This is a genomic window from Bradyrhizobium sp. YR681 (genome assembly GCF_000282615.1).
Lineage (GTDB): Bacteria > Pseudomonadota > Alphaproteobacteria > Rhizobiales > Xanthobacteraceae > Bradyrhizobium.
This window is the reverse complement of the sequence record NZ_AKIY01000294.1, coordinates 24,372-45,288: the sequence shown is the minus strand read 5'-3', so window position 1 is coordinate 45,288 and position 20,917 is coordinate 24,372. Positions and strand designations below refer to the sequence as shown.

Genomic DNA, 20,917 nt, shown 5'->3' with positions numbered 1-20,917 from the left:
GAGCCCCTCGGTCGGCTCGTCGAGCAGCAGGATGCGCGCGCCGGTGTGCAGAATGCGCCCGAGCGCCAGCATTTGCTGCTCGCCGCCGGACAGCTTGGTGCCCTGGCTGTCGAGACGCTCCTTCAGGTTCGGAAACAGCGTGAGGATCTGCGCGACCGTCATGCCGCCGGCGGCGACCTTCGGCGGCAGCAGCAGGTTTTCGCGCACGCTCAGGCTCGCGAAGATGCCGCGCTCCTCCGGACAGAAGGCGATGCCCTTGCGCGCGATGTCGTAGGGAGCAGCACCGATGAGTTCGTGGCCATCGAGTGCGATCGAGCCCGAACGCCTGTCCAGCAGCCCCATGATCGCCTTCAGCGTCGTGGTTTTTCCGGCACCGTTGCGACCGAGCAACGTCACCACCTCGCCGGCGCGGATGCTGAAATCCATCCCGTGCAGGACTTTGGACTCGCCGTACCAGGCCCGGAGATTGCCGACCGCGAGACTCTCACTCATGCGCCTGCCCCGTATAGGCAGCCATCACGTCGGCGCGCGAGGACACGTCGGCATAGCTTCCTTGCGCCAGCACCTCGCCGCGCACCATCACGGTGATGGTGTCGGCGAGCTCTGCGACCACACTCATGTTGTGCTCGACCAGCAGCACCGTGCGGCCCTTGCCGGCTTCGCGGATCAACTGCGTCACCCGTCCGATATCTTCATGACCGAGCCCCGCCATCGGCTCGTCGAGCAGCAGCACGCCGGGCTCCAGCGCGAGCGTCGTCGCCAGTTCGAGCACGCGCTTGCGGCCATAGGACAGACTGCCCGCCATCGTCCCGGCACAGTCGGACAGGCCGAAGCGCTCGAGCAACGCATCGGTGCGCTCCAGCACGCCACGATGACGCGAAATCCGGCCGAGCAGATTCCAGGCAAGGCCATGCGCGCGCAGCAGCGCCAGCTCGATGTTCTCGCGCACGGTCAGTCCGGCGAACACCGCGGAGATCTGGAAGGATCGCACCACGCTGCGCTTGGCCATCGCCGACATGCCGAGGCGGGTGACGTCTTCGCCATCATGCAGGATCGTGCCGGCCGACGGCGGAAGGAATTTCGTCAGAAGGTTGAACAGGGTGGTCTTGCCGGCCCCGTTCGGGCCGATCACGGCGTGCATGCTGTTGCGGACAAGGCGGAAGTCGACGCCCTTGACGGCGAAGAAGCCGCCGAACTCGCGGCTCAGGCCGCGGGTCTCCAGAGCGTAAACGGCGCCGTCCGTCATGGCTTTGCCCTGCTGACGTCTGGATCACAGATGGGCGAAACGCGTTTGGACCAGACCGCGGGTCCATCCTTGAGCAAAAGTTTCCTATCGTCAACTTATTTCCGATTGGATCATTTTGTCGCAATTCTGAATGCGGCGCGCGCGAGGCAATCTACCGCCGCGCCTCGATCAGATGGACGAGCTGCGAGCCGACCTCGTACAGCGCCGTCCGCGCGCTGCGGAAGCTGGGCTTGATCGGGGGCGATGCCGGAAGCGGCAGGTCTTTCTCGTCGAGTTGCCCGAGCGCGTAGAGGGCGAGCAGCCGTCCGAAGGTCGTGCCGGGCGCAATGCCGCGCCCGTTGTAGCCGCTGAAGCCGAACACGTTTTCGGCGAGCTTGTGGAAGCGCGGCAGATGATCGTCGGTCATGCCGATCAGGCCGTACCATTCCGCTTCGAACCTGACGTCGCCGATCTGCGGAAACAGCTTCTTGAGCGCCCGTCGTGCCCAGGATCGATGAACCGCAACACCCGTTCCGCGAAGCGCGCCGCAGCTTCCGAACACGAGGCGGCCGGCGCGATCGAAGCGAAACGAGCTCAACACGTCGTTGGTGTCCCAGGCGCCCTGCCGCTCGGGAAGAATGGATGCGCGAACGTTGTCGGACAGCGGCTGGGTGGCAAAGTTGAAGTAGGGAAGATGGATCTGTTCCGTCCTGACCTCGGACCAGGGCCCCGTCGCATAGGCATCGGTCGCGACGATGACCCGATCGGCGATGACGTGGCCGCCCGCCGTGTGCAGCTTCCACTTTCCGTCGATCCGCTCGGCCGAGGTCACCGCGCTGCGGGTGAATATCTTCGCGCCGGCGTTGAGGGCGGCGCAGGCAAGGCCCCGCGCGTAGGCCAGCGGCTGGATCGTGCCCGCGCGCCGATCCCACAACGATCCCGTATAGGCCGACGAGCCAATTTTCGCGGCGGTGTCGGCAGCGTCGAGCAACTCCACCGGCGCGCCGCGACGACTCCACTGCGCCACGCGCTGCTCCAGCTCCCTCAACCCCTTGAGCCCGACGGCGCAATGGAGCGTGCCGGCGCGCTCCACCTCGCATTCGATGCGGTGGCGCGCGATCAGGTCGAACACCAGGCGCGGGGCGTCGCCCAGCAATTCGAGCAGGCGCTCGCCGTAATCACCACCGAGCACGTCGCCAAGGACGTCCGGCATGACCCACATGCCGGCATTGACCAGGCCGACATTGCGGCCGGCCCCGCCAAAGCCGATCTCCACCGCCTCCAGCAACGCGACATTGGCGCCCGCCTCGGCGAGATGGAGCGCTGCGGAGAGACCGGTATATCCGCCGCCGACGATGACCGTATCGACCCTGATCGCCCCGTTCAGTCCGCTCGTTTCCGGCGCCGGTGGCGCGGTCAACTCCCAAAGACCGTGGGATCTGGCGTTGTCTAGCATCGGCTCCGACGTCCTCGTCTGTTTCCGCCCGCAGGGTCGCGTTGTCCGAGGCGCGTTGACTGGTTCATTCCAATTCGGCAAGTGAGATGCCGACTGTTGCAGGGGTGCCGAAGTCGTGACGAAGTCCCGGACTGCGGGTCCGGGCGGTAATCTAGCGTTGCCAGTTGCGCCGGGCCAAGTCATGTTTGGTCAAGACCTCATTCGGCTGGAGAATGACGTGCAAAGCCCCCGCCGCTTCCTACCCTCACTGCCCCTGCTGACCGCCTTTGAAGCGGCGGCGCGGACCGGGAGCATCACGGCCGCAGCCCGGGAGCTGTCGCTGACGCAGAGCGCGGTGAGCCGCCAGGTCAAGGCGCTGGAGGAACAGCTCGAGGTCGAGCTGTTCCATCGCGAGCGGCAGACCATCCGCCTGACGGTGGGCGGCGACGCCTATGCCCGCGAGATCCGCGATGCGTTGCGCAAGATCAGCACCGCCTCGCTCAATCTGCGCGCCAACCCGTTCGGCGGCACGCTGACCCTCGCAATCCTGCCAACCTTCGGCACACGCTGGCTGGCGCCGCGGCTGCCCAAATTTCTCGCCGGCAATCCCGGCATCACCATCAACCTGGTCACGCGGCTGTCGAGCTTCGACTTCAGGCTGGAGCCCGTCGATGCCGCGATCCATTTCGGGCGCCCGGAATGGCAGGGAGGCGAACTGGCACTGCTGCGATCGGAGACTGTGATCCCGGCCTGCAGCTTCGAGTTGCGGCGCCAATACGGCTTCAAGCAAGCAAGCGATCTCCGCAAGGCCCCTTTGCTGCACTTGACGACACGCCCGGACGCCTGGGAGCAATGGCTGACGCAGCACGGCGTCGACGCCCATGCGGTCCATGGCATGCTGCTGGATCAGTTCGCCACAGCATCGCAGGCAGCGATTTCCGGGCTCGGTATCGCGCTGCTTCCCGAATTCCTGATCGAGGAGGAGCTGAGCACCGGCAAGCTGGTGCACGCCCTCGACCTGCCGATGAAAAGCGCCGAGGCCTACTATCTGGCCTGGCCGACCGATCGTGCATACCATCCACCACTTGTTGCCTTCCGGGAATGGCTTCTGCTGGAAACGGCGCCGGACCGCTGATGGCCTCTGCCCTGACAGAGGCGGGTGCGCCGGCCCATCGCTCCACCTGCGGTCAGGCCCCTATCATTCGCCCTTGGAATGACTTGTTGAGCTTCTATCGTTTGAAAACGCCTGCTCATTGTCCTCTTTATGAGGTGGGATGGGCCGCCGTTGAGCGAATCCGACGACGACGCCGTGGCCCGTCAGACAGTCCCTCCTTGAATCAACGCCAGCCCCCGGAAAGAGCCTCTCATGTCCGCCACCTCATCCAGTCAGACCGGCGCCCTCTCGCTCAAGGCCGAGGTCGACGCGCTGCTGGTTGAACTCAGTGTCGACCCCGGCAGCTACGGCAATGGCACGCTGGCGGCAAAAACCCCGATCACCGGCGAGACCACGACCCATGTCAGGGAAATCGATGCCGCCGGCGCGACCTCGGTCATCGACAAGGCTCACGCGGCATTCCTGCAATGGCGCCTTGTCCCCGCCCCCAAGCGCGGCGAACTCGTTCGGCTCCTTGGCGAAGAGCTTCGCACCAACAAGCGCGCGCTCGGCCGGCTGGTATCGATCGAGGCCGGCAAGATCGAGTCGGAAGGCCTCGGCGAAGTCCAGGAGATGATCGACATTTGCGACTACGCCGTGGGCCTCTCCCGCCAGCTCTACGGCTTGACGATCGCCACCGAACGACACGAGCACCGCATGGCGGAAACCTGGCATCCGCTCGGCGTCACCGGAATCATCTCGGCGTTCAATTTCCCGGTCGCGGTCTGGGCCTGGAATGCCGCCCTGGCACTGGTCTGCGGCAACAGCATCGTCTGGAAGCCTTCGGAGAAGACTCCTCTCACTGCGCTGGCGACGGACGCGCTGCTCGGGCGCGCGTTGAAGCGCTTCAAGTCCGACGGCGGCACAGCGCCCGACGGCTTGTCCGCCGTGCTGATCGGAGGGCGCGAGATCGGCGAGGCCCTCGTCAACAACACCAAAGTGCCCCTGGTCTCGGCGACGGGCTCGACCGCGATGGGACGCGCCGTCGCGCCGAAGCTCGCCCAGCGCTTTGCCCGCGCCATTCTGGAACTCGGCGGCAACAATGCCGCGATCGTCACTCCGACGGCCGATCTCGACCTGACGCTGCGCGGCGTTGCGTTCGCGGCCATGGGCACGGCCGGCCAGCGTTGCACCACCCTGCGCCGCCTGTTCGTTCACGAGAGCGTCTATGACAGCCTGGTGCCGCGGCTCAAGAAGGTCTATGCGTCCGTTTCGGTCGGCAATCCCCTCGCCAGCAACCTGGTCGGCCCCCTCATCGACGGCCTTGCCTACGAGGCGATGCAGCGCGCGCTCGGCGAAGCCAAGGCCGCAGGTGCAGCCATTGTCGGCGGCGATCGCGTCACCGTTGCGGGCGCAGAAGCGGCCTTCTACGTCCGCCCTGCGCTGGTCGAGATCGGCGGACAGACCGGCTCGGTCGCGCGCGAAACCTTTGCGCCGATCCTGTATGTCATCAAGTACCGCGATTTCGATGCCGTGATGGAATTGCACAATGCCGTTCCGCAAGGCCTGTCGTCGTCGATCTTCACCAACGATCTGCGCGAGGCCGAAGCCTTCCTGTCGGCGCGAGGCTCCGATTGCGGCATCGCCAACGTGAACATCGGTCCTTCGGGCGCCGAGATCGGCGGCGCATTCGGCGGCGAGAAGGAAACCGGCGGCGGGCGCGAATCCGGATCGGACGCGTGGAAGGCCTATATGCGCCGCGCCACCAACACCATCAATTTTGGCCGCACGCTGCCGCTCGCCCAGGGCGTCAAGTTCGACGTGGACTAAGCGGCGGCGAATCCTCGCGACGCAAACGCCAGCTTCATCATGTCGGGCGTGGGCATCGGAAAATCAGGCGGCCTTCTTCAGCCGCTTGAAACGCTCGATCCTGAACGGTGCGGGGTCGACGCGAGGCGCCGAACCGGTCACGAGATCGGCCATCAGGGCGCCGGCGCCAGGGCCGATACCGAAACCGTGGCCCGAGAAGCCGGTCGCCAGATAGAAGCCTGGAACGGAGCCGAACGGCGCGATGACGGGAACGGCATCCGGCGTGACATCCATCAGGCCCGCCCACATTTGCGCGATCCTGGCGTTGCGGAACGCCGGAAAAGCTTCGCCCAGATGGGTGAGGCCGCCATGGACGAACCGCAGCGACGGATCGGGATCGAGAATGCGGACCTGCTCGAAAGGCGTAACCTCGTCGCTCTTCCAGGAGCGGGCCATTTTCAGCTCGCGAACGAACTGACCGCCGATGCGAAGCGTCAGCTCGTTCCAGCTCTTGATGAGCGTCGGCGTATAGTCGCACAGCAAACGGAAACTGTCCGGCGTGATCGGGGCGACGTTGGCGTTGCGCTGGGCGACGGTGAACCCGCCATCCAGGCGGCGGCGGAAAGCGAAGTTGCCTGCACCAACGGGAAAATCCGGAACGCCGTCGACGGGCGAAACGCGAGCGACGCTGCCGAGGATCTTCAGGACCGGAAGATCGATGCCCATGTTGCCGGCGAAGAGGCGCGACCAGGCCCCACCCGCCAGAACCACGGACGAACAGCGGATCTCGCCGCGCTCGGTGACACACCCGCTCACTCTGCCCGCCGATCGCTCGATCGAACGCACCGCGCAGTTGGTGAGGATATGCGCGCCCTTGGCGGCCGCACCGCGCGCGATCGCAGGGACGGCAATAAACGGCTCCGCCCTGGCGTCGCTCGGCGTATGCAGCGCGGCACGGAACGGTTTCGCCATACCCGGCATGAGCGTCGTCAGCGACTCGCCCCTGACCAGGCGGGAGTCGAGATCGAAAGACCTGGCGTGTTTCAACCACTCGTCATACATCGCGACGTCGGCATCCGTGTCGCAGAGATAGGCGATGCCGGTCTGCCGAAAGCCGGTTTCGCCACCGACCCGCTCGTTCATGCCACGCCAGATCCGGAGACTTTCGATTGCGAGCGGCAACTCGGCCGGATCGCGCCCCATTTGACGCACCCAACCCCAGTTTCGCGACGACTGCTCCGCGCCAATAAGTCCCTTCTCGCACAGGGCAACTGAGACGCCGCGTTCGACCAGCGACAGCGCGGTCGATACCCCGATGATGCCGCCGCCGATGACAACGACGTCCACACGCGCAGGCAGCTCCTGCGGCGCGACGACGAGGTCGGGAATAATCCTGGACACATTGTCCTCCTTGAAACAGGTGCGCAGATGGCGAGCCGGGCCGGCCGCTGGGCGGGATCAGCGTCCCGGACGGTCGAGGAAATCGCGCAGGCGATACCAGCCGGCAAAGAGCGGCACGAACCAGGGCTTGCCCGAATAGAACGGCACGGCCGTGAATGTCTCGCGATCGAAGGCCGATGGCATGTTCTGCTCGCCGAGAATCTTGCGTGCCGTCTGGTAGCCGAGAAAGGTCATCAGCGCGACACCGTTGCCGTTGCAACCAGCCGCGAAATCCGTGCCGTCGCGAACTCCGAGATGGGCGATCTTGTCGACGGTCATGGCGACTCGCCCGCTCCAGGCGTGAGTGATCTTCACGCCCGCGAGCTGCGGCCAGATGGCCAGCATGCGCGCGTAGAGCCGCTTTGCGGCCAGCCTGTCGGGCATGTCGAAGACGCCCGGGCGTGAACCGAACAGCAGCCGGGTCCCGTCGGGCGACGGCCTGGCGTAGATCAAGTCACGGCGCGTGTCGGACACCATGCGGGCCTGCGGAATGAGCTCGGACAGCAGATCGGCCGGCAGCGGCGCGGTGGCAATCTGATAGCTCTTGACCGGCACAATACGGCTAGCGAGGCCCGGTGTCGCATCGGCGGCGGTGTAACCGTTCGTGGTTGCGACGACGTGGGCGGCCCGAATGGTGCCTCGAGCGGTCGGCACGAGCTTCTCTCCTTTCGCACCATCCTGCACGAGGGCTGCGCGCGCATGCGAGCGCAGCATGACGCCGGCGGCGCGCGCCCGGTCGCGCAGAGCCTTGTGATACTTGCCCGGATGCAGACCGCCATATTCGTCGATCACCATGCCGCCGTGATAGTAGTCCGAACCGATCGCGGACCGCTGATGCGCGCGATCGAGGAAATGCACGGTCACGCCGGTCTTCTCCGCCAGCAGCGCGCCATGCCGCTTCAGGGTTTCGTAATCGCCCGCGGCGTGAGCGCCGAAGAAGCGGCCGCTGAGCGCAAGCCCCGCATCCAGCTTCTCCGTCTCGACCAGCATCTTCAGATAATCGAAGCTCTCGTTGCTCTCGCCGATTAGGCGCGAGAAGAGCGAAGGATCGATCCCCTTGATCGCACCACTGACGACCAGCTTCTGGCCACTCGACACCATCCCGCCCGAACGCGTCGAGGCGCCCTCCCCGATCCGGTCGCCGTCGATGACGACGACGGAGCGCCCGGCGCGCGCCAGATGGGTCGCCGCATTCAGGCCGGCATAGCCCGAGCCGATGACCACGACGTCGGCCCGCTCCGGCAGCGGATCGAGATCGGTCTCCGGTTCCGCAGCCTCCCACCAGTAAGGCGTTTCCTTGAAGTCCTTGGCGTAGATGTCGTCAAAACGAGGCATGATGTATTGGGCCTTCCGGCTCACCTTTCATTTTCATTGCACGTGGGATGGCGGCACCGCGCAGCGTGCCCAATCCCGACGAGTCGTCTGCTCCGGTCCGGACGGCATTCGCCCGGCCCGGCGATGCGGTCAGAGAACCTGACCGAGGAATTCGCGAGTGCGCGGGTCTTGCGGATTGTCAAAGAGTTCCGCAGGAGGCGCGCTCTCCACGATCAGGCCACGATCGGTGAAACAAACGCGTTGCGAGACTTCGCGGGCGAACTTCATCTCGTGGGTCACGAGAATGCAGGTGAGGCCCTCCTCCACCAGCTCGCGGATCGCGAAGAGCACGTCCTTCACCGTTTCGGGATCGAGCGCAGCCGTCACCTCGTCGAACAGGATCACGTCCGGCTGCATCGCGAGGGCGCGGGCGATGGCCACGCGCTGCTGCTGGCCGCCGGAAAGCTGCCCCGGATAGCTGTCCGCCTTCTCCGAGAGCCGCACCTTCTTCAGCAGCTTGCGAGCGCGCTCCTCGACTTCGGCGCGATCGTGCCCGAGGACCTGGATCGGTGCCATCATGATGTTTTCCAGTGCCGTGCGATGCGGGAAAAGATTGTACTGCTGGAACACCATCGCCACCTGATGGCGCAGCGCCCGCATCTGCTTTTCCGACCTCATTTCATGCACACGGTGCGCGCCGACCCGGACGAAGCCGTCGTCCACGGGAATGAGGCCGTTGATACAGCGCAGAACGGTGGACTTGCCCGACCCGGAGGGGCCGATGATGCAGACTGCCTCGCCCTTCTGCACGAACATCGAGATGCCCTTGAGGACGGGGACGTCACCGAAGGACTTGCGAACGTTATCGAGCTCGATCAGCGCGTCGACGCGGTTCACAGGCTTTCTCCCTTCACGGCGCGCTCCCACCGACGCGCGATGGCGGCGATCGGATAGCAATAGGCGATGAACAGGAAGAGGATGGTCAAATAGAAATAGACGATCACCCGTTCGTTCTCCATGGCCAGCAACGTGTTCAGAATCGTCAGCACGTCCTGAATTCCGGTCACCGTGGCGAGCGCAGTCGCGATCATCAGCAGCGCGTAGAGATTCATCCAGCCCGGGATCATGCGCCGCAGCGCCTGTGGCATGATCACATGGCGATAGATCTGGCCGGTACCATAACCGAGCGAACGTGCCGCCTCCCACTGACCGCTGTGAATGGACTGAACGGCGCCCCGGATCACCTCGGAGAAATTCGCCGCCGTCGGCAGCGCAAGCCCGATCACGGCCTTCACGAATGGCGGGAACGGAATGACGGTGCCGAAGACGTGCATCTCGAACGGCAAGAAATAGAGCGTCGCAAACAGCAGAACGAGCCAGGGTGAATTGCGCAGGAAATTCATCAGCAGAAAGGCCGGGACGCGGATCGGTCCGAACCTGGCGAGCGTCGCAAGACCCATGATCGTCCCGAGCGCCGTCGCCAGTGCCATGGAGGCGAGCGAGAGCATGATGTTCAGGACGAAGCCGCCATTGATCGGCCATCCGGACGCCGAGCCGGTGAGCAGCAGAGGCAACCGCGCCAGCACGCGGCTCCAGTGCGCCGAGCCGCCCGCCGCCGCATCGACCGCGATCCAGACCGCCACGCCAAGGGCGATCAGCAGCAGAACGGCGCGCTTCTTTCCCTCATAGGAGAGCATGGAGCCCGCGATCAATGCCCCCTCCCGTAACCCGGGAAGGCCATGAGGGCCTCGAGCCTCGCCATTGCAAATGTGAGGATGGACACCAGCACCACGTAGATGAGGAGGACCAGAATCATGACCTCCAGCGTGCGGAAGGTGTCGTTGTAGATCTGCCCGGCGTAGTACATCAGTTCCGGCACGGTGATGACGGATGCCTGCGACGTCGTCTTGAAGAGGTTGGTCAGGATGTTCGTCAGTCCCGGCAGGCAGATGCGGGCGGCGATCGGCGCCTCGATGCGCCAGAAGCGGGCCCATCGGCCGTAGCCCAGCGACCGTGCCGCATCGACGATCGCCCGCGGCATGGTTTCGATGCCGGATCGGAAGGCCTCGATCGCCAGCGCGCCGCCGAAGAGGCTGAGCGAAATCGCGGCACAGGCAAAGGCACTGAGAAGCGGGACCGACAGCCCCGTCGACGGATCGGTCACCCTGAGGCCGAGGCTCGAGAGGGTGAAATAGGCAAACAGCATCTGCAACAGCGGCGGCGTGTTGCGGAACACCTCCACGAACAACTCGATCAGGGCATCGATCCAGAAAATCCGCAGCGTGAGCCCGAGAGCCCCGAGCATGCCGATGAGGATGGCGGCACTCGATGAAAGCGCCGCCAGCTTCAGCGTGTTGACGACACCGGTCAGCAGCCATTGCTGGTACGCAGGATCCGCGAGCCAGGAATAGTCGAGACCGAACAAAGGCCGCTCCGTGTGCGTCAGTTCTTCCTGGCAGAAGCAGCCTTCGCCCGCGCGGCGATGTAGTCGGAGTGCGGCATGCCGAACTCGGTCTCCCACGCGATCAGCTTGCCTTCGGCCTCGGCCTTGCCGATGGCCTTGTCGACGGCTTCGTGGAATTCGGTGTCTCCCTTGCGAAGACCACCCGCCATCGGCTGGAATTCATACGGTGCCACCGCGATCTTGTAGCTCGCCCAATCGGGCTCCTTGAGCTTCTGCTGAAGCGTCATGTCGTCGAAGACGAAGCCGATGCAACGATTGTCCTTCAACGCGCGATAGGCTTCCGGCTGGGTCTTGAAGGCCACGAGATTGATGCCGAATTCCTCGGTCATCTTCTTGTTGTAGTAGGAGCCCTGGATGCCGCAAACCGACTTGCCCTTCAGCTCGTCCCACTTGGAGATCGTCGCTTCCTTGGCCGCCAGCACGGACGGGCCGGCAGCCGAAACGTATTCGGTCGTGAAGTCGATGACCTTGGCGCGGTCGGCCGTGACGCCGAGCGTGGCAAAGATCACGTCGATGCGGCCGGCGGTCAGGAACTCGATGCGGTTGGAAGCGACGACGGGCACGAGCTCGATCTTGTCCTCGGAGCCGAGCAGCTCCTTGGCAACGTACTTCGCAAGCGAGACCTCGAAGCCGACGACGTCGCCCTTGTCGTTCAGATAGCCATAGGGCACGTAATCATTCTTCACGCCGACGACGAGCTTGCCGCGCGCCTTGACGTTCTCAAGCGTGCCCGCCACGGCGGCGCTGCCAGCAAGGAAGGCAGCGAGCGCAACAGCGGAAACGCCCATCATCGTTTTGAAGCCTGTCATCCTGTTCCTCTGGATAAATCACGGCCTTCCAGCGCCGTTGCCACGGCGCCGCGTCGGCCATCAGCCTTTGCGAATGCAGAAATCAGACCGCTCAAAAACTATGCATCCCTCTCGAGCGACCTAATTTTCATCATTGGAGACGCATCTTTCTCATTGTACAAGTTGCCGAGACCTCTTTTTTCATAATGTGAGATTTTGTGCCGGTGACCGCCCAACCGCCGTCCGGCGGAGCCCAGCTGCTCGACCGGACCGTCATCCTGCTGGATCTCGTCGCCGATGGCGGCGTCGAGGGCCTGTCGCTCAAGGACCTGGCGGCCCGATCCGGGCTCAACACCGCCACCTGTCACCGCATCCTCAACACGCTGGTCGGTCACAAGCTGCTTGCCCGCGACGACAAGAAACGGCGCTACAGGCTGGGGGCACGCATGGCGATCTACGGCGTCCGCGCGGCGCGCGGCCCCGGCATCATCAGCCGCTGCGAGATCGCGCTGTCGCGGCTCAGGCGCCGCACCGGCGACACCACCCATCTGATGGCCCGCTTCAACCACGATTCCGTCTGTCTCGACCGGCGCGACGGCGAATGCATCGTGCCGACGCTGACGGGATCGATCGGCGGCTTCGTCCCCCTCGGCGTCGGCCCTGGCTCGATCGCAATGCTCGCATTCCTGGACGAGGACGAGCAGGACTACATCATCCGCGCCAATCTCGGGCGCTACGCGTCCTATCGCAACCTCACCGAGGACAAGGTTCGACAGCTGATCGCCGACACCCGCCGCCGCGGCTACGCGGTGGATATGGGCGAGCTCATTCCCGGCATTGCCGGAGTCGGATTGCCGATCATGAAGCCGGGCGAAAAGCCGGGCGCGGCGCTCAGCTTCACACTGCTCTGCGCCAAGCTGACGCCAGGCGTCTTCGAACGGTACGGCGCGCTGCTGAAAGAGGAAATCGACGCCATCGTCGGTCAGTAGCAAGGATCAGGGGCGCAGGGCGACGGCCCGACACGGATCAGCGGATTTCGTTCACGTAGTGATGATGCGCCGTGGTGGCGCGGTGCTCGCTCAGCAGCGCAAGCGCGCCGGCTTGATCGTACGCCTCCTCGCGGATCACCAGAACGGCGTTGGGCGACGCCAGCCCAAGCAGACGCCGATCCTCCTTGTCGGCCAGCTCGGCCAGGAGCTTCTCGCGGATCGCGGCAATGCGAATGCCGTAGGCGTCGAGCAGGTGGAGATAAAGCAGCGCAGGCACGCCCGCCGCCTTGCGCGGGAAATCAGGCACGCGGCGCGCAACCAGCCGGATGCGCGAATGCATCACCGGCACGCGGCCGACACGCCGGATGCGATGCAGACAGAGCAGCGGTTCACCAACGGCTTCCGTGAAGAGCACGGCCTCCCCTGCATCCGCCGGCCGCAGCTCCACGGACAAGACTTCGGGCACGGAACGCTTGAGACTGCCGTCTTCGCCGTGAAGGCGGAAATACTGGAAGAAGAAGCGCAGACTGTGTTGCGGTGCGCGACCGGTCACGACCGTCCCGGTCTTGCGCCGGCGCACCAGCATGCCGTCGGCCGTCAGGTCGGCGAGCGCGCGGCGGATGGTGCCGACCGCAACGCCATATCGTGCGGCAAGCGCGACCTCACCGGGAAGCACCGTGCCCGGGGACAATTCGCCCACCAGGATCGCCTCGGCGATCTGCCGCTTGACGTGCTCGTACAACGGCACCGGCAGACTCGATAGGCCGCTCGCCGCTGCTTTTGCCTGTTTACCGGTCACGCCTGCCTCATTCTTTGGAATTGACAGCAATCGGCTTCGTCTATTTCTTTATAGAATATAGAAATGAGCCGCCGCAAATGGTTTCTCCACCTCCGGGCCCAGCACAGGCCAGCCCGACGCTGACCGACGCTTTCGCCGAGATCGAGCGCACGGCCGAACGTGCGGTCGACGATCTTGCGCGGATGGTGGCAATCGACACGACGTTCCCGCCCGGCGCGGGATACGAGGCATTTGCCGGACTGATGGAGAGCGCTGTCGCAGCGCTCGGCCTCGACTGCCAACGCGTCGATGTCCCCGAACATTTGTGGCGCGTGGCAGGCGGTCCGGCACAAGGGCGCAGAACCAATCTCATCGCGCGCCGCCGCTCGGACAAGCCGGTGCTCGGGCTGTATTTCCATGTCGATACCGTGCCGGCTGCGCCCGGCTGGACCACCGATCCGTTCCAGTTGACGCGCGACGGCGACCGCCTGATCGGCCTCGGCGCGGCCGACATGAAGGGCACCATCGCCGCCGTGCTGCTCGCGCTGCGCGTCGCCGACACGATCGGGCTTCCGCTCGGCTATGACCCGATGCTGCTGCTTTGCACCGACGAAGAAGGCGGACTCTATCCCGGCGTGCGCTATCTGGCGGAGCAAGGCTTGCTCGAAGGCCACATTCTCAACTTCAATGGTGCCGCGGCACCGCGCATCTGGGCCGGCTGCTTTGGCCTCTTCACGCTCCGGATAACCATCCACGGCAGAACGGTTCACGCCAGCGAAGCCAGGACCGCGGGCTCCAGCGCCAACGCCATCGAGGCCGCACTGCCGATCCTCAATGCGCTCGCGGCATTGAAGCCGGCCATCGCCGCGCGGACGTCCGCCCTGCCTGCGCCGCCGCATGCAACCCACCCGCTCGCAGCCCAGCTCGATATTTCCGCAGCCCATGGCGGCCAATGCGGCGGCCAGATTCCATCGCGCTTCGAAATTCTCGTCTGTCGGCGCTACGCGCCGGAAGAGGACTTTCAGGCCGCGCGTGCCGAAATCGAGAACGCCGTCCTTGCGGCGGCCCCCGGGGCCGACGTCGAAATGGTTCTCACCGGCCATCTGATGCCGACGTCCGATCCGACCGGCCCGCACTGGCCGCGCTGGCAGGAGGCACTGTCGGCCGGGTTCGGATACGCACCGGACGATTTCGCCAAATGGGGTGCAACGAGCTGTTCTGATTTCGGCTGGGTGCAGCAGACCGGAATGCAGGAGATCCTGCTGAGCGGCCTCGGCCGGCCGGACAGCCGCATTCACGCGCCCGGCGAATTCACCACGCGCGCCGACATCGTCGCGCTGGCGAAATCGGTCCTCGCCTATCTGTCCGCCGAATTCCGTCCCGACCTTTCGCCCGAAGCAAACGCGCTCGGCTAACTCAAGGAGCATGCCCTTATGCTGTCCGTCACCCGCCGTCTCTTTCTTGCCGGGACTGCCATGAGCCTCGTCACCCTCCCCAGGCTCGCCGTCGCCGATGCTCCCAAGCGCGGCGGCGTGCTGCGGATGTCGATCGACCAGGCGGCATCGGTGATCCATCCGCTGCTGGCGCGCGTCAATCCGGAATATCTCGTCACCGAACTGCTCTACTCCAACCTGACCCGGCTGAAGCCGGACATGACGGTCGAACCGGACCTCGCGATCTCCTGGGAGCCGAACGAGACGCGCACGGAGTGGATCTTCAAGCTGCGCCCGGGCGTGACGTTCCACGACGGCTCGCCGCTGACGTCGGAAGACGTCGTCGCCAGCATCAACGCCATCCTCGATCCGAAGACCGCCTCCCCCGGCCGCACCAATGTCGGTCCGATCAAGGAGGTCGCGGCTATCGATCCCCTGACCGTCAAGTTCACGCTCTCCGGCGCCTATGCCGACCTGCCGGTGGCCCTCACCTATCTCAACGCGCGTATCGTGCCGGCGAAAATCGTCGCCTCCGATCTCGCCAGCCTGTCGACGAAGGCGAACGGCACCGGGCCGTTCAAGCTGGTGTCCTATGAACCCGACCGGAAGATCGTCGTCGAGCGCAACGCCGCCTATTACGACCCGGCGCGGCCTTACCTCGACCGCGTCGAACTGCTCGTCTATCCCGATCGCACCGCAGAAGCCTCGGCGATGATATCGGGCGAGATCGACCTGCTCCTGACGACGACGCCCGGCGAGTATGAGCGGCTCGTGAAGGCCGGCGGCGTCAAGGCGCTGCGCACGCCTTCCGGCCAATTCCTCAACATCAATCTCGGATGCGACCAGAAGCCGTTCAACGACATCAGGGTCCGCCAGGCCCTCGCCTTGGCAGTCGACCGCGAGGCCACCGTCGGTTTCATCGCCGGCGGCTACGGCACCCCGGGCAACGACACCCCGCTGAACTCCGCCTATCACTTCTACAAGAATATCGCGCAGAAGAAGCCCGATATCGCCAAGGCAAAGCAGCTCCTGGCCGAGGCGGGTTATCCGGGCGGTATCGACCTGACGCTGATCGCCTCCGACAGGCCGGCCACCCGAACCCAGCTCGGCGTCGCAGTTCGCGAAATGGCCGCCGCGGCCGGCTTCCGCATCAACGTGCAGACGATGCCGCACGCGACCTATCTCGACCAGGTCTGGAAGAAGGGCAATTTCTACGTCGGCTTCTACAACATGCAGCCGACGGCTGACGCGATCTTTAACCTGCTCTACACGTCCAACGCAACCTGGAACGAGACACGCTGGAACAACAGCGCGTTCGACACCGTCATCAATGCGGCCCGCGTCGAGACCGACGAGGCCAAGCGCACCGCGCTCTATGCCAAGGCGCAGGAGCTGATGAACAGCGAGGTCCCCACGGTGATCTCCGCGTTCTTCGATCTTCTGGCCGCCCAGCGCGCCTATGTCGAAGGCTACATGCTGCATCCGCGCGGCTCGGTGTTCCGCCTCGACATGGTCTCGCTCGGCACCGGCGCGCCGAAGCGCGCCTGACGCCGGAGAGATCGGGTGTCACTTGCCTGGCTTGCGCGCCGTCTGCTGCTGATGGCCTACACCGTCATCGTGGTCTCGATGCTGGTGTTCGCCATCACGCAGATCCTGCCGGCCGACGCGGCCCAGTCGCTGCTCGGCGAGAACGCGACGCCGGACATGCTGGCCGCGCTCAGGGCAAGGCTCGGACTCGGCGATCCGGCCTGGCAGCAATATCTGCGCTGGGCCGGCCACGTCTTCAGCGGCGATTTCGGCATCTCGATGCGAACGAGCCAGCCCGTCGGCCCGGATATGCTGACGGCGCTGTCACGTTCGCTGCTGCTCGCGGCAGCGTCCATCCTCGTCACACTGGTCGTCGCCGTGCCACTCGGCGTGGTGGCGGCACTGCGGCAAGGCAGGCTCACCGACACAGCTGTCAGTCTCATCGCCTATCTCGGGATCTCACTTCCGGAATTCGTCACCGCGACGCTGCTGGCGCTTCTGCTCGCCGACACGCTGCATTGGCTGCCGGCCACCGGCTACGTCTCGCTGCTGGAGGATTTCGGCGACGGCATCCGTCATCTGGCCCTGCCGGTCCTGACCATCTCGGTGATCCTCATCGCCCACGTGATGCGCATGATGCGCTCCGAAACGCTCGACGTGCTGAAATCGGACTACATCCGCGCCGCGCGCCTCAAGGGCCTGCCCGAGCGCACCGTGCTGTTTCGCCACGCGCTGCGCAACGCGATGTTGCCGGTGGTGACGATCATCGCATTGGACGTCGGCTATTTGCTCGGCGGCATCATCGTGATCGAGGAGATCTTTGCCATACCCGGCATCGGCCGCGCACTGATGGTCGCGATCACCACGCGCGACCTGCCATCGATCCAGGCAGGCGCATTGATCATGGCGGCGACCTATGCGGTGACAAACACGCTCGCCGACATGGCCTATGCCCTCCTCGACCGGCGGATCCGCTATGACTGAGCTGTTGATCCGCCTGATCCGAAGGCCGCAGGGTCTCGTCGGCGTCGTGCTCCTGGCGCTCATCGCCTTTGCCTGCCTGTTCGGGCCGGCGCTCGCACCCTATGCGCCGGAGAAGATCGACTTTCTCGGCCGGTTTCGCGCACCCGGCTGGCAGAACTGGCTCGGCGCCGATCAATTCGGCCGGGACATCCTGAGCCGCCTCATGGTCGGCGCGCGCTCGACCGTGCCGATGGCACTCGTCGCGACCCTGGCCGGCAGCGCCGCCGGCGCGATCATCGGCGTCGGCTCGGCCTATCTCGGCGGCCGGATCGACGAGGCCATCATGCGCACCAACGATGCCGTGATGGCGATCCCGGGCCTGCTGATGGCCCTGCTCCTGGTCTCGACGCTCGGCAACGGCGCCGGCAACGCTGTCGTCGCCATCGCGGTCGCCTTTGCGCCCGGCATGGCGCGCATCACCCGCTCGGTCGCACTCAACATCCGCAACCAGGATTACGTCAAGGCGGCCATCGCGCGTGGCGAGGGCGCGGCGTGGATCATCTTCCGCGAGATGCTGCCCAATGTGATGGCGCCGATCGTGATCGAATCCACCATCCGCGTGTCCTTTGCCGTCATGCTGTTCGCAACGCTCAGCTTCCTCGGCGTCGGCGCGCAGCCGCCGGCGTCCGAATGGGGGCTCATGGTCGCGGATGCCAGGCAATACATGTATCAGGCGCCATGGGGGCTGATCGCGCCGTCGGCTGCGATCGCCCTCACCGCCATTGCCTTCAACCTCCTGGGCGACGGCCTTCGCGACGCTCTCAATCCGAAGGACGAGCGGTGATCCCGGCGCTTGCCATCAAGAACTACGCGCTCGACTACGCGACGGCCGGTGGACCGGTGCGCGTGCTGCACGACATTTCGCTGGAGGTCAGGCCGGGCGAGGTGCTGGGCCTGGTCGGAGAATCCGGCTCCGGCAAGAGTTCGCTGGCCTGGGCACTGGTGCGCCATTTGCCCGACAATGCCCGCGAAATCTCGGGCTGGCTGCATCTCGGCGACACCGACCTTCGGCGCCTGAGCCCGCGCGAGCTGACGAAAGTCCGGGGACGCCGGCTCGGCATGGTGTTCCAGGATCCGTCGACTGCGCTCAACCCGACGCTCACCATCGGCCGGCAGGTGACGGAGACGCTGATCCAGCACCGCGGCCTCAGCCAGCGCGATGCGAATGCGCTCGCCGTCGATCTGCTCGGCCACGTCGAGTTGCGCGACCCCGCCGCGATCATGCGGCGCTATCCGCACGAGATCTCCGGCGGCGAGAAGCAGCGTGTCGTCATCGCCACCGCATTCGGCTGCAGGCCCGAGGTCATCCTGTTCGACGAGCCGACCACGGCGCTCGACGTCATCACCGGCGCACGCATCCTCGATCTGTTTGCGCGCTTGCGCGAAGAAACCGGCGTTGCCGCGCTCTATATTTCCCACGACCTCGCGCTGGTGACGCGGGTCGCCGACCGGGTCGCGGTCCTGAAACACGGCCGTCTGGTGGAGCAGGCCCCGGCGGCCGATATTTTCCGCGCGCCGCGCCATGCCGATACGCAGGCCCTCGTGCAGGCGGTGCCGCGGCCGGAACGGCGCCTCGTTCACGACAAGTCCGGTGACGAGGTTCTTCTTGCGGCTTCGGACATCGAAGTTCATTACGGCCGCGCCAGTCTGTTCGGCCATGCCCCGCCGCCCGCGACGAAACGCATCGGCCTCCATGTACGGGCTGGTGAGATCCTCGGCCTCGTCGGCGAATCCGGGTCCGGGAAATCCTCCATGGCACGCGCGCTCACTGGTCTTGCGCGCTTCTCAGGGAAGATCCGCTTTGACAATCGCGAGATCGCCGGCGCGCACGACATGAACGCGGCCTATCGCCGCGACGTGCAGATCATCTTCCAGCATCCGGATTCCTCGCTCAATCCGCGCCAGAAGGTCGGTGAAATCCTGTCGCGTCCCCTGAAGCTCTATGGCGGCAGCGCCGCCGAGATTCCCCGCCTTCTCGAGCAGGTTCGCCTGCCGGCGTCCCATGCCGGTCGCTGGCCGCACCAGCTGTCGGGCGGTGAGAAGCAGCGCGTCGCCATTGCACGGGCCTTTGCCGCACGGCCAAAGCTCGTGATCTGCGACGAGATCACCGCGCCGCTGGACGTGTCCGTGCAGGCCCAGATCATCGAACTGCTGTTGGCGCTGCGTGCCGCAACCGGAACGGCCTTCCTCTTCATCACCCACGATCTCAACCTCATCCGTCAGATCGCCCATCGCATCGCCGTGATGCGCCGGGGCGAGATGGTCGATTTGTTGCAGGTCGAGGATTTCGACGCAGATCACGTTCATCCCTACACGAGCGAACTGATGGCCGCCTCCCCCATACCGGTCGGCTGACGACAAGGAATTTCCCCATGGATCACAACGCACTTCTCGCCCGGATCGATGTGCTGGCCGCGCTCGACCTGCTGTCACGCATGGTGCAGCAGAAGAGCTACTCCAGGACGGAGGGCGAGAAGCAGCTTGCCTCTTTTATGGCCGGCCGCATGCGCGAGATCGGGCTCGACACCGAGCTCTCGCCGTTCGGCAAGGAGGGCCGGGTCAACGCCGTCGGTCGTTGGAAGGGGGCGGGCGGCGGCAAGAGCCTGATGTTCAACGGCCATCTGGACACCAACCCGGTGACCGAGGGCTGGACCATCGATCCCTGGGCAGGCAAGGTCGACGACGACTTCATCTACGGCATCGGCGTCTCCAACATGAAGGCCGGCGATGCCGCGTATTTCTGCGCGGTCAAGACATTGATCGACGCCGGCGTCAAACTCCGCGGTGATGTCATCCTCACCTACGTCGTCGGCGAGCTGCAAGGCGGGGTCGGCACCTATTCGCTGGTCGAGCAAGGGCTTCGCGCCGACTACTTCATCAATTCGGAGCCGACCGATCTGAAAGCGATGACCATGCATGCCGCGGCGTTCATGTTCATCATCGAGCTTACCGGAAATACCCGCCATCTGTCCAAGCGCGAAGAGGCGGTGGACGCGATCACGGCGGCGTGCGACCTCATCCCGCGCCTCAACGCGATGAAATATTCAGGTGCCCTTTCGTCGGAGCACGAGGGAATCAATCGTGTCCATGTCGGCGTGATCCACGGTGCGCTCGGACGCGAGCTGCATGAATGGCGCACGCCCCAGGTCGCGGATTTCGTGCGGATCAAGGGCTCGGGCCGCTATGCGCCAGGGCAGACCGAGGCCGGCGCGCTGGCCGACATGCGCCGCGAACTCGACGCGCTCGAAGCACGGTTTCCGGGCCTCAAGGCCGAGATCATGTCGGAGGATCGCTCCGGTGTTCCGACCATGCCGCCGTTCGAAGTGGCGCGCACCAGCCCGATCGTCGCGGCCGTCAACCGCGCCTATCGCACGGTGCGTGGAGAGGACCAGCCGACGGGCCCCGTTGCGCCGAGCTGCTTCTACGGCACCGATGCCGGTCATCTGCACTATTTCGGCGGGATGGAAGGCATCGTCTGCGGACCCGGCGGGCGCTACAACACCATGCCCGACGAGCGTGTCGATATCGTCGACTTCGTCGACATGATCCGCGTCTACATGCTGGCCATTATGGAGATCTGCGGCTAGCGGGCGCGCAAG

19 protein-coding genes are annotated in these 20,917 nt (G+C 65.2%); 9 read left to right on the top strand and 10 right to left on the bottom strand.

Annotated elements, in window-relative coordinates:
* The 3 genes from PMI42_RS32015 to PMI42_RS32005 all read right to left on the bottom strand — a co-directional run.
* Positions 1 to 492 (bottom strand): ABC transporter ATP-binding protein (locus PMI42_RS32015; protein WP_008142693.1); only part of this gene is annotated, 492 nt, incomplete at its 3' end.
* Positions 485 to 1,246 (bottom strand): ABC transporter ATP-binding protein, encoded by a 762-nt coding sequence (locus PMI42_RS32010; RefSeq protein ID WP_008142690.1) that lies wholly within the window; start codon positions 1,244 to 1,246, stop codon positions 485 to 487. The genes PMI42_RS32015 and PMI42_RS32010, both read right to left, overlap by 8 nt.
* A 151-nt stretch (positions 1,247 to 1,397) precedes the next feature.
* Positions 1,398 to 2,681, bottom strand: coding sequence for an NAD(P)/FAD-dependent oxidoreductase (locus tag PMI42_RS32005; protein ID WP_008142687.1), 1,284 nt, complete (start codon positions 2,679 to 2,681; stop codon positions 1,398 to 1,400).
* Positions 2,682 to 2,862: 181 nt separating this feature from the next.
* On the opposite strand from PMI42_RS32005, the gene PMI42_RS32000 reads away from it, so the two are divergent.
* Complete coding sequence (locus PMI42_RS32000; protein WP_202802813.1) at positions 2,863 to 3,795, top strand: LysR family transcriptional regulator; 933 nt, start codon at positions 2,863 to 2,865, stop codon at positions 3,793 to 3,795.
* Between the two features lie 231 nt (positions 3,796 to 4,026).
* On the top strand, positions 4,027 to 5,583 hold the full coding sequence (amaB, locus tag PMI42_RS31995; protein ID WP_008142684.1) for an L-piperidine-6-carboxylate dehydrogenase: 1,557 nt from the start codon (positions 4,027 to 4,029) through the stop codon (positions 5,581 to 5,583).
* A 63-nt stretch (positions 5,584 to 5,646) separates the two neighbouring features.
* Here amaB and PMI42_RS31990 read toward each other — a convergent pair whose 3' ends face one another.
* The 6 genes from PMI42_RS31990 to PMI42_RS31965 all read right to left on the bottom strand — a co-directional run bounded on the left by PMI42_RS31990 (position 5,647) and on the right by PMI42_RS31965 (position 11,589).
* Entirely contained in the window at positions 5,647 to 6,963 is a 1,317-nt protein-coding gene (locus PMI42_RS31990; RefSeq protein ID WP_008142682.1) for an NAD(P)/FAD-dependent oxidoreductase, read from the bottom strand.
* 57 nt (positions 6,964 to 7,020) lie between these two features.
* The gene (locus tag PMI42_RS31985) at positions 7,021 to 8,337 is read right to left on the bottom strand and encodes an NAD(P)/FAD-dependent oxidoreductase (RefSeq protein ID WP_008142680.1); all 1,317 of its coding nucleotides are present in this window, start codon (positions 8,335 to 8,337) and stop codon (positions 7,021 to 7,023) included.
* A gap of 129 nt (positions 8,338 to 8,466) precedes the next feature.
* Entirely contained in the window at positions 8,467 to 9,213 is a 747-nt protein-coding gene (locus PMI42_RS31980; protein ID WP_008142677.1) for an amino acid ABC transporter ATP-binding protein, read from the bottom strand.
* Positions 9,210 to 10,028, bottom strand: coding sequence for an amino acid ABC transporter permease (locus PMI42_RS31975; RefSeq protein WP_008142675.1), 819 nt, complete (start codon positions 10,026 to 10,028; stop codon positions 9,210 to 9,212). Before PMI42_RS31975 ends, PMI42_RS31980 begins: the two co-directional genes overlap by 4 nt.
* Entirely contained in the window at positions 10,025 to 10,741 is a 717-nt protein-coding gene (locus tag PMI42_RS31970; RefSeq protein WP_008142673.1) for an amino acid ABC transporter permease, read from the bottom strand. Before PMI42_RS31970 ends, PMI42_RS31975 begins: the two co-directional genes overlap by 4 nt.
* Before the next feature lie 17 nt (positions 10,742 to 10,758).
* On the bottom strand, positions 10,759 to 11,589 hold the full coding sequence (locus PMI42_RS31965) for a transporter substrate-binding domain-containing protein (RefSeq protein ID WP_008142671.1): 831 nt from the start codon (positions 11,587 to 11,589) through the stop codon (positions 10,759 to 10,761).
* A 203-nt stretch (positions 11,590 to 11,792) separates the two neighbouring features.
* On the opposite strand from PMI42_RS31965, the gene PMI42_RS31960 reads away from it, so the two are divergent.
* Complete coding sequence (locus tag PMI42_RS31960) at positions 11,793 to 12,557, top strand: IclR family transcriptional regulator (RefSeq protein WP_035967228.1); 765 nt, start codon at positions 11,793 to 11,795, stop codon at positions 12,555 to 12,557.
* A gap of 37 nt (positions 12,558 to 12,594) precedes the next feature.
* On the opposite strand, the gene PMI42_RS31955 is transcribed toward PMI42_RS31960, so the two are convergent.
* Entirely contained in the window at positions 12,595 to 13,356 is a 762-nt protein-coding gene (locus PMI42_RS31955; protein WP_008142667.1) for a GntR family transcriptional regulator, read from the bottom strand.
* Between the two features lie 77 nt (positions 13,357 to 13,433).
* On the opposite strand from PMI42_RS31955, the gene PMI42_RS31950 reads away from it, so the two are divergent.
* From PMI42_RS31950 to PMI42_RS31925, 6 genes are read left to right on the top strand one after another with little or no spacing between them, the layout of a single operon-like run.
* On the top strand, positions 13,434 to 14,750 hold the full coding sequence (locus tag PMI42_RS31950; protein ID WP_008142664.1) for a M20 family metallopeptidase: 1,317 nt from the start codon (positions 13,434 to 13,436) through the stop codon (positions 14,748 to 14,750).
* Between the two features lie 18 nt (positions 14,751 to 14,768).
* On the top strand, positions 14,769 to 16,316 hold the full coding sequence (locus PMI42_RS31945) for an ABC transporter substrate-binding protein (protein WP_008142662.1): 1,548 nt from the start codon (positions 14,769 to 14,771) through the stop codon (positions 16,314 to 16,316).
* Between the two features lie 15 nt (positions 16,317 to 16,331).
* A complete protein-coding gene (locus tag PMI42_RS31940) occupies positions 16,332 to 17,279 on the top strand; it encodes an ABC transporter permease (protein ID WP_008142656.1) in 948 nt (315 codons plus the stop codon).
* The gene (locus PMI42_RS31935) at positions 17,272 to 18,102 is read left to right on the top strand and encodes an ABC transporter permease (protein ID WP_008142653.1); all 831 of its coding nucleotides are present in this window, start codon (positions 17,272 to 17,274) and stop codon (positions 18,100 to 18,102) included. Before PMI42_RS31940 ends, PMI42_RS31935 begins: the two co-directional genes overlap by 8 nt.
* Positions 18,099 to 19,673, top strand: coding sequence for a nickel ABC transporter ATP-binding protein NikE (nikE, locus tag PMI42_RS31930; RefSeq protein WP_008142652.1), 1,575 nt, complete (start codon positions 18,099 to 18,101; stop codon positions 19,671 to 19,673). Before PMI42_RS31935 ends, nikE begins: the two co-directional genes overlap by 4 nt.
* Positions 19,674 to 19,690: 17 nt before the next feature.
* Positions 19,691 to 20,905 (top strand): M20 family metallopeptidase, encoded by a 1,215-nt coding sequence (locus tag PMI42_RS31925; protein ID WP_008142651.1) that lies wholly within the window; start codon positions 19,691 to 19,693, stop codon positions 20,903 to 20,905.
* Positions 20,906 to 20,917 lie beyond the last annotated feature (12 nt).

Coding starts and splice junctions, on each gene's coding strand:
- PMI42_RS32010 (WP_008142690.1), bottom strand. CDS start 1,246: ATGACGGACGGCGCCGTTTACGCTCTGGAGACCCGCGGCCTGAGCCGC.
- PMI42_RS32005 (WP_008142687.1), bottom strand. CDS start 2,681: ATGCTAGACAACGCCAGATCCCACGGTCTTTGGGAGTTGACCGCGCCA.
- PMI42_RS32000 (WP_202802813.1), top strand. CDS start 2,863: ATGTTTGGTCAAGACCTCATTCGGCTGGAGAATGACGTGCAAAGCCCC.
- amaB (WP_008142684.1), top strand. CDS start 4,027: ATGTCCGCCACCTCATCCAGTCAGACCGGCGCCCTCTCGCTCAAGGCC.
- PMI42_RS31985 (WP_008142680.1), bottom strand. CDS start 8,337: ATGCCTCGTTTTGACGACATCTACGCCAAGGACTTCAAGGAAACGCCT.
- PMI42_RS31965 (WP_008142671.1), bottom strand. CDS start 11,589: ATGACAGGCTTCAAAACGATGATGGGCGTTTCCGCTGTTGCGCTCGCT.
- PMI42_RS31950 (WP_008142664.1), top strand. CDS start 13,434: ATGGTTTCTCCACCTCCGGGCCCAGCACAGGCCAGCCCGACGCTGACC.
- PMI42_RS31945 (WP_008142662.1), top strand. CDS start 14,769: ATGCTGTCCGTCACCCGCCGTCTCTTTCTTGCCGGGACTGCCATGAGC.
- PMI42_RS31935 (WP_008142653.1), top strand. CDS start 17,272: ATGACTGAGCTGTTGATCCGCCTGATCCGAAGGCCGCAGGGTCTCGTC.
- PMI42_RS31925 (WP_008142651.1), top strand. CDS start 19,691: ATGGATCACAACGCACTTCTCGCCCGGATCGATGTGCTGGCCGCGCTC.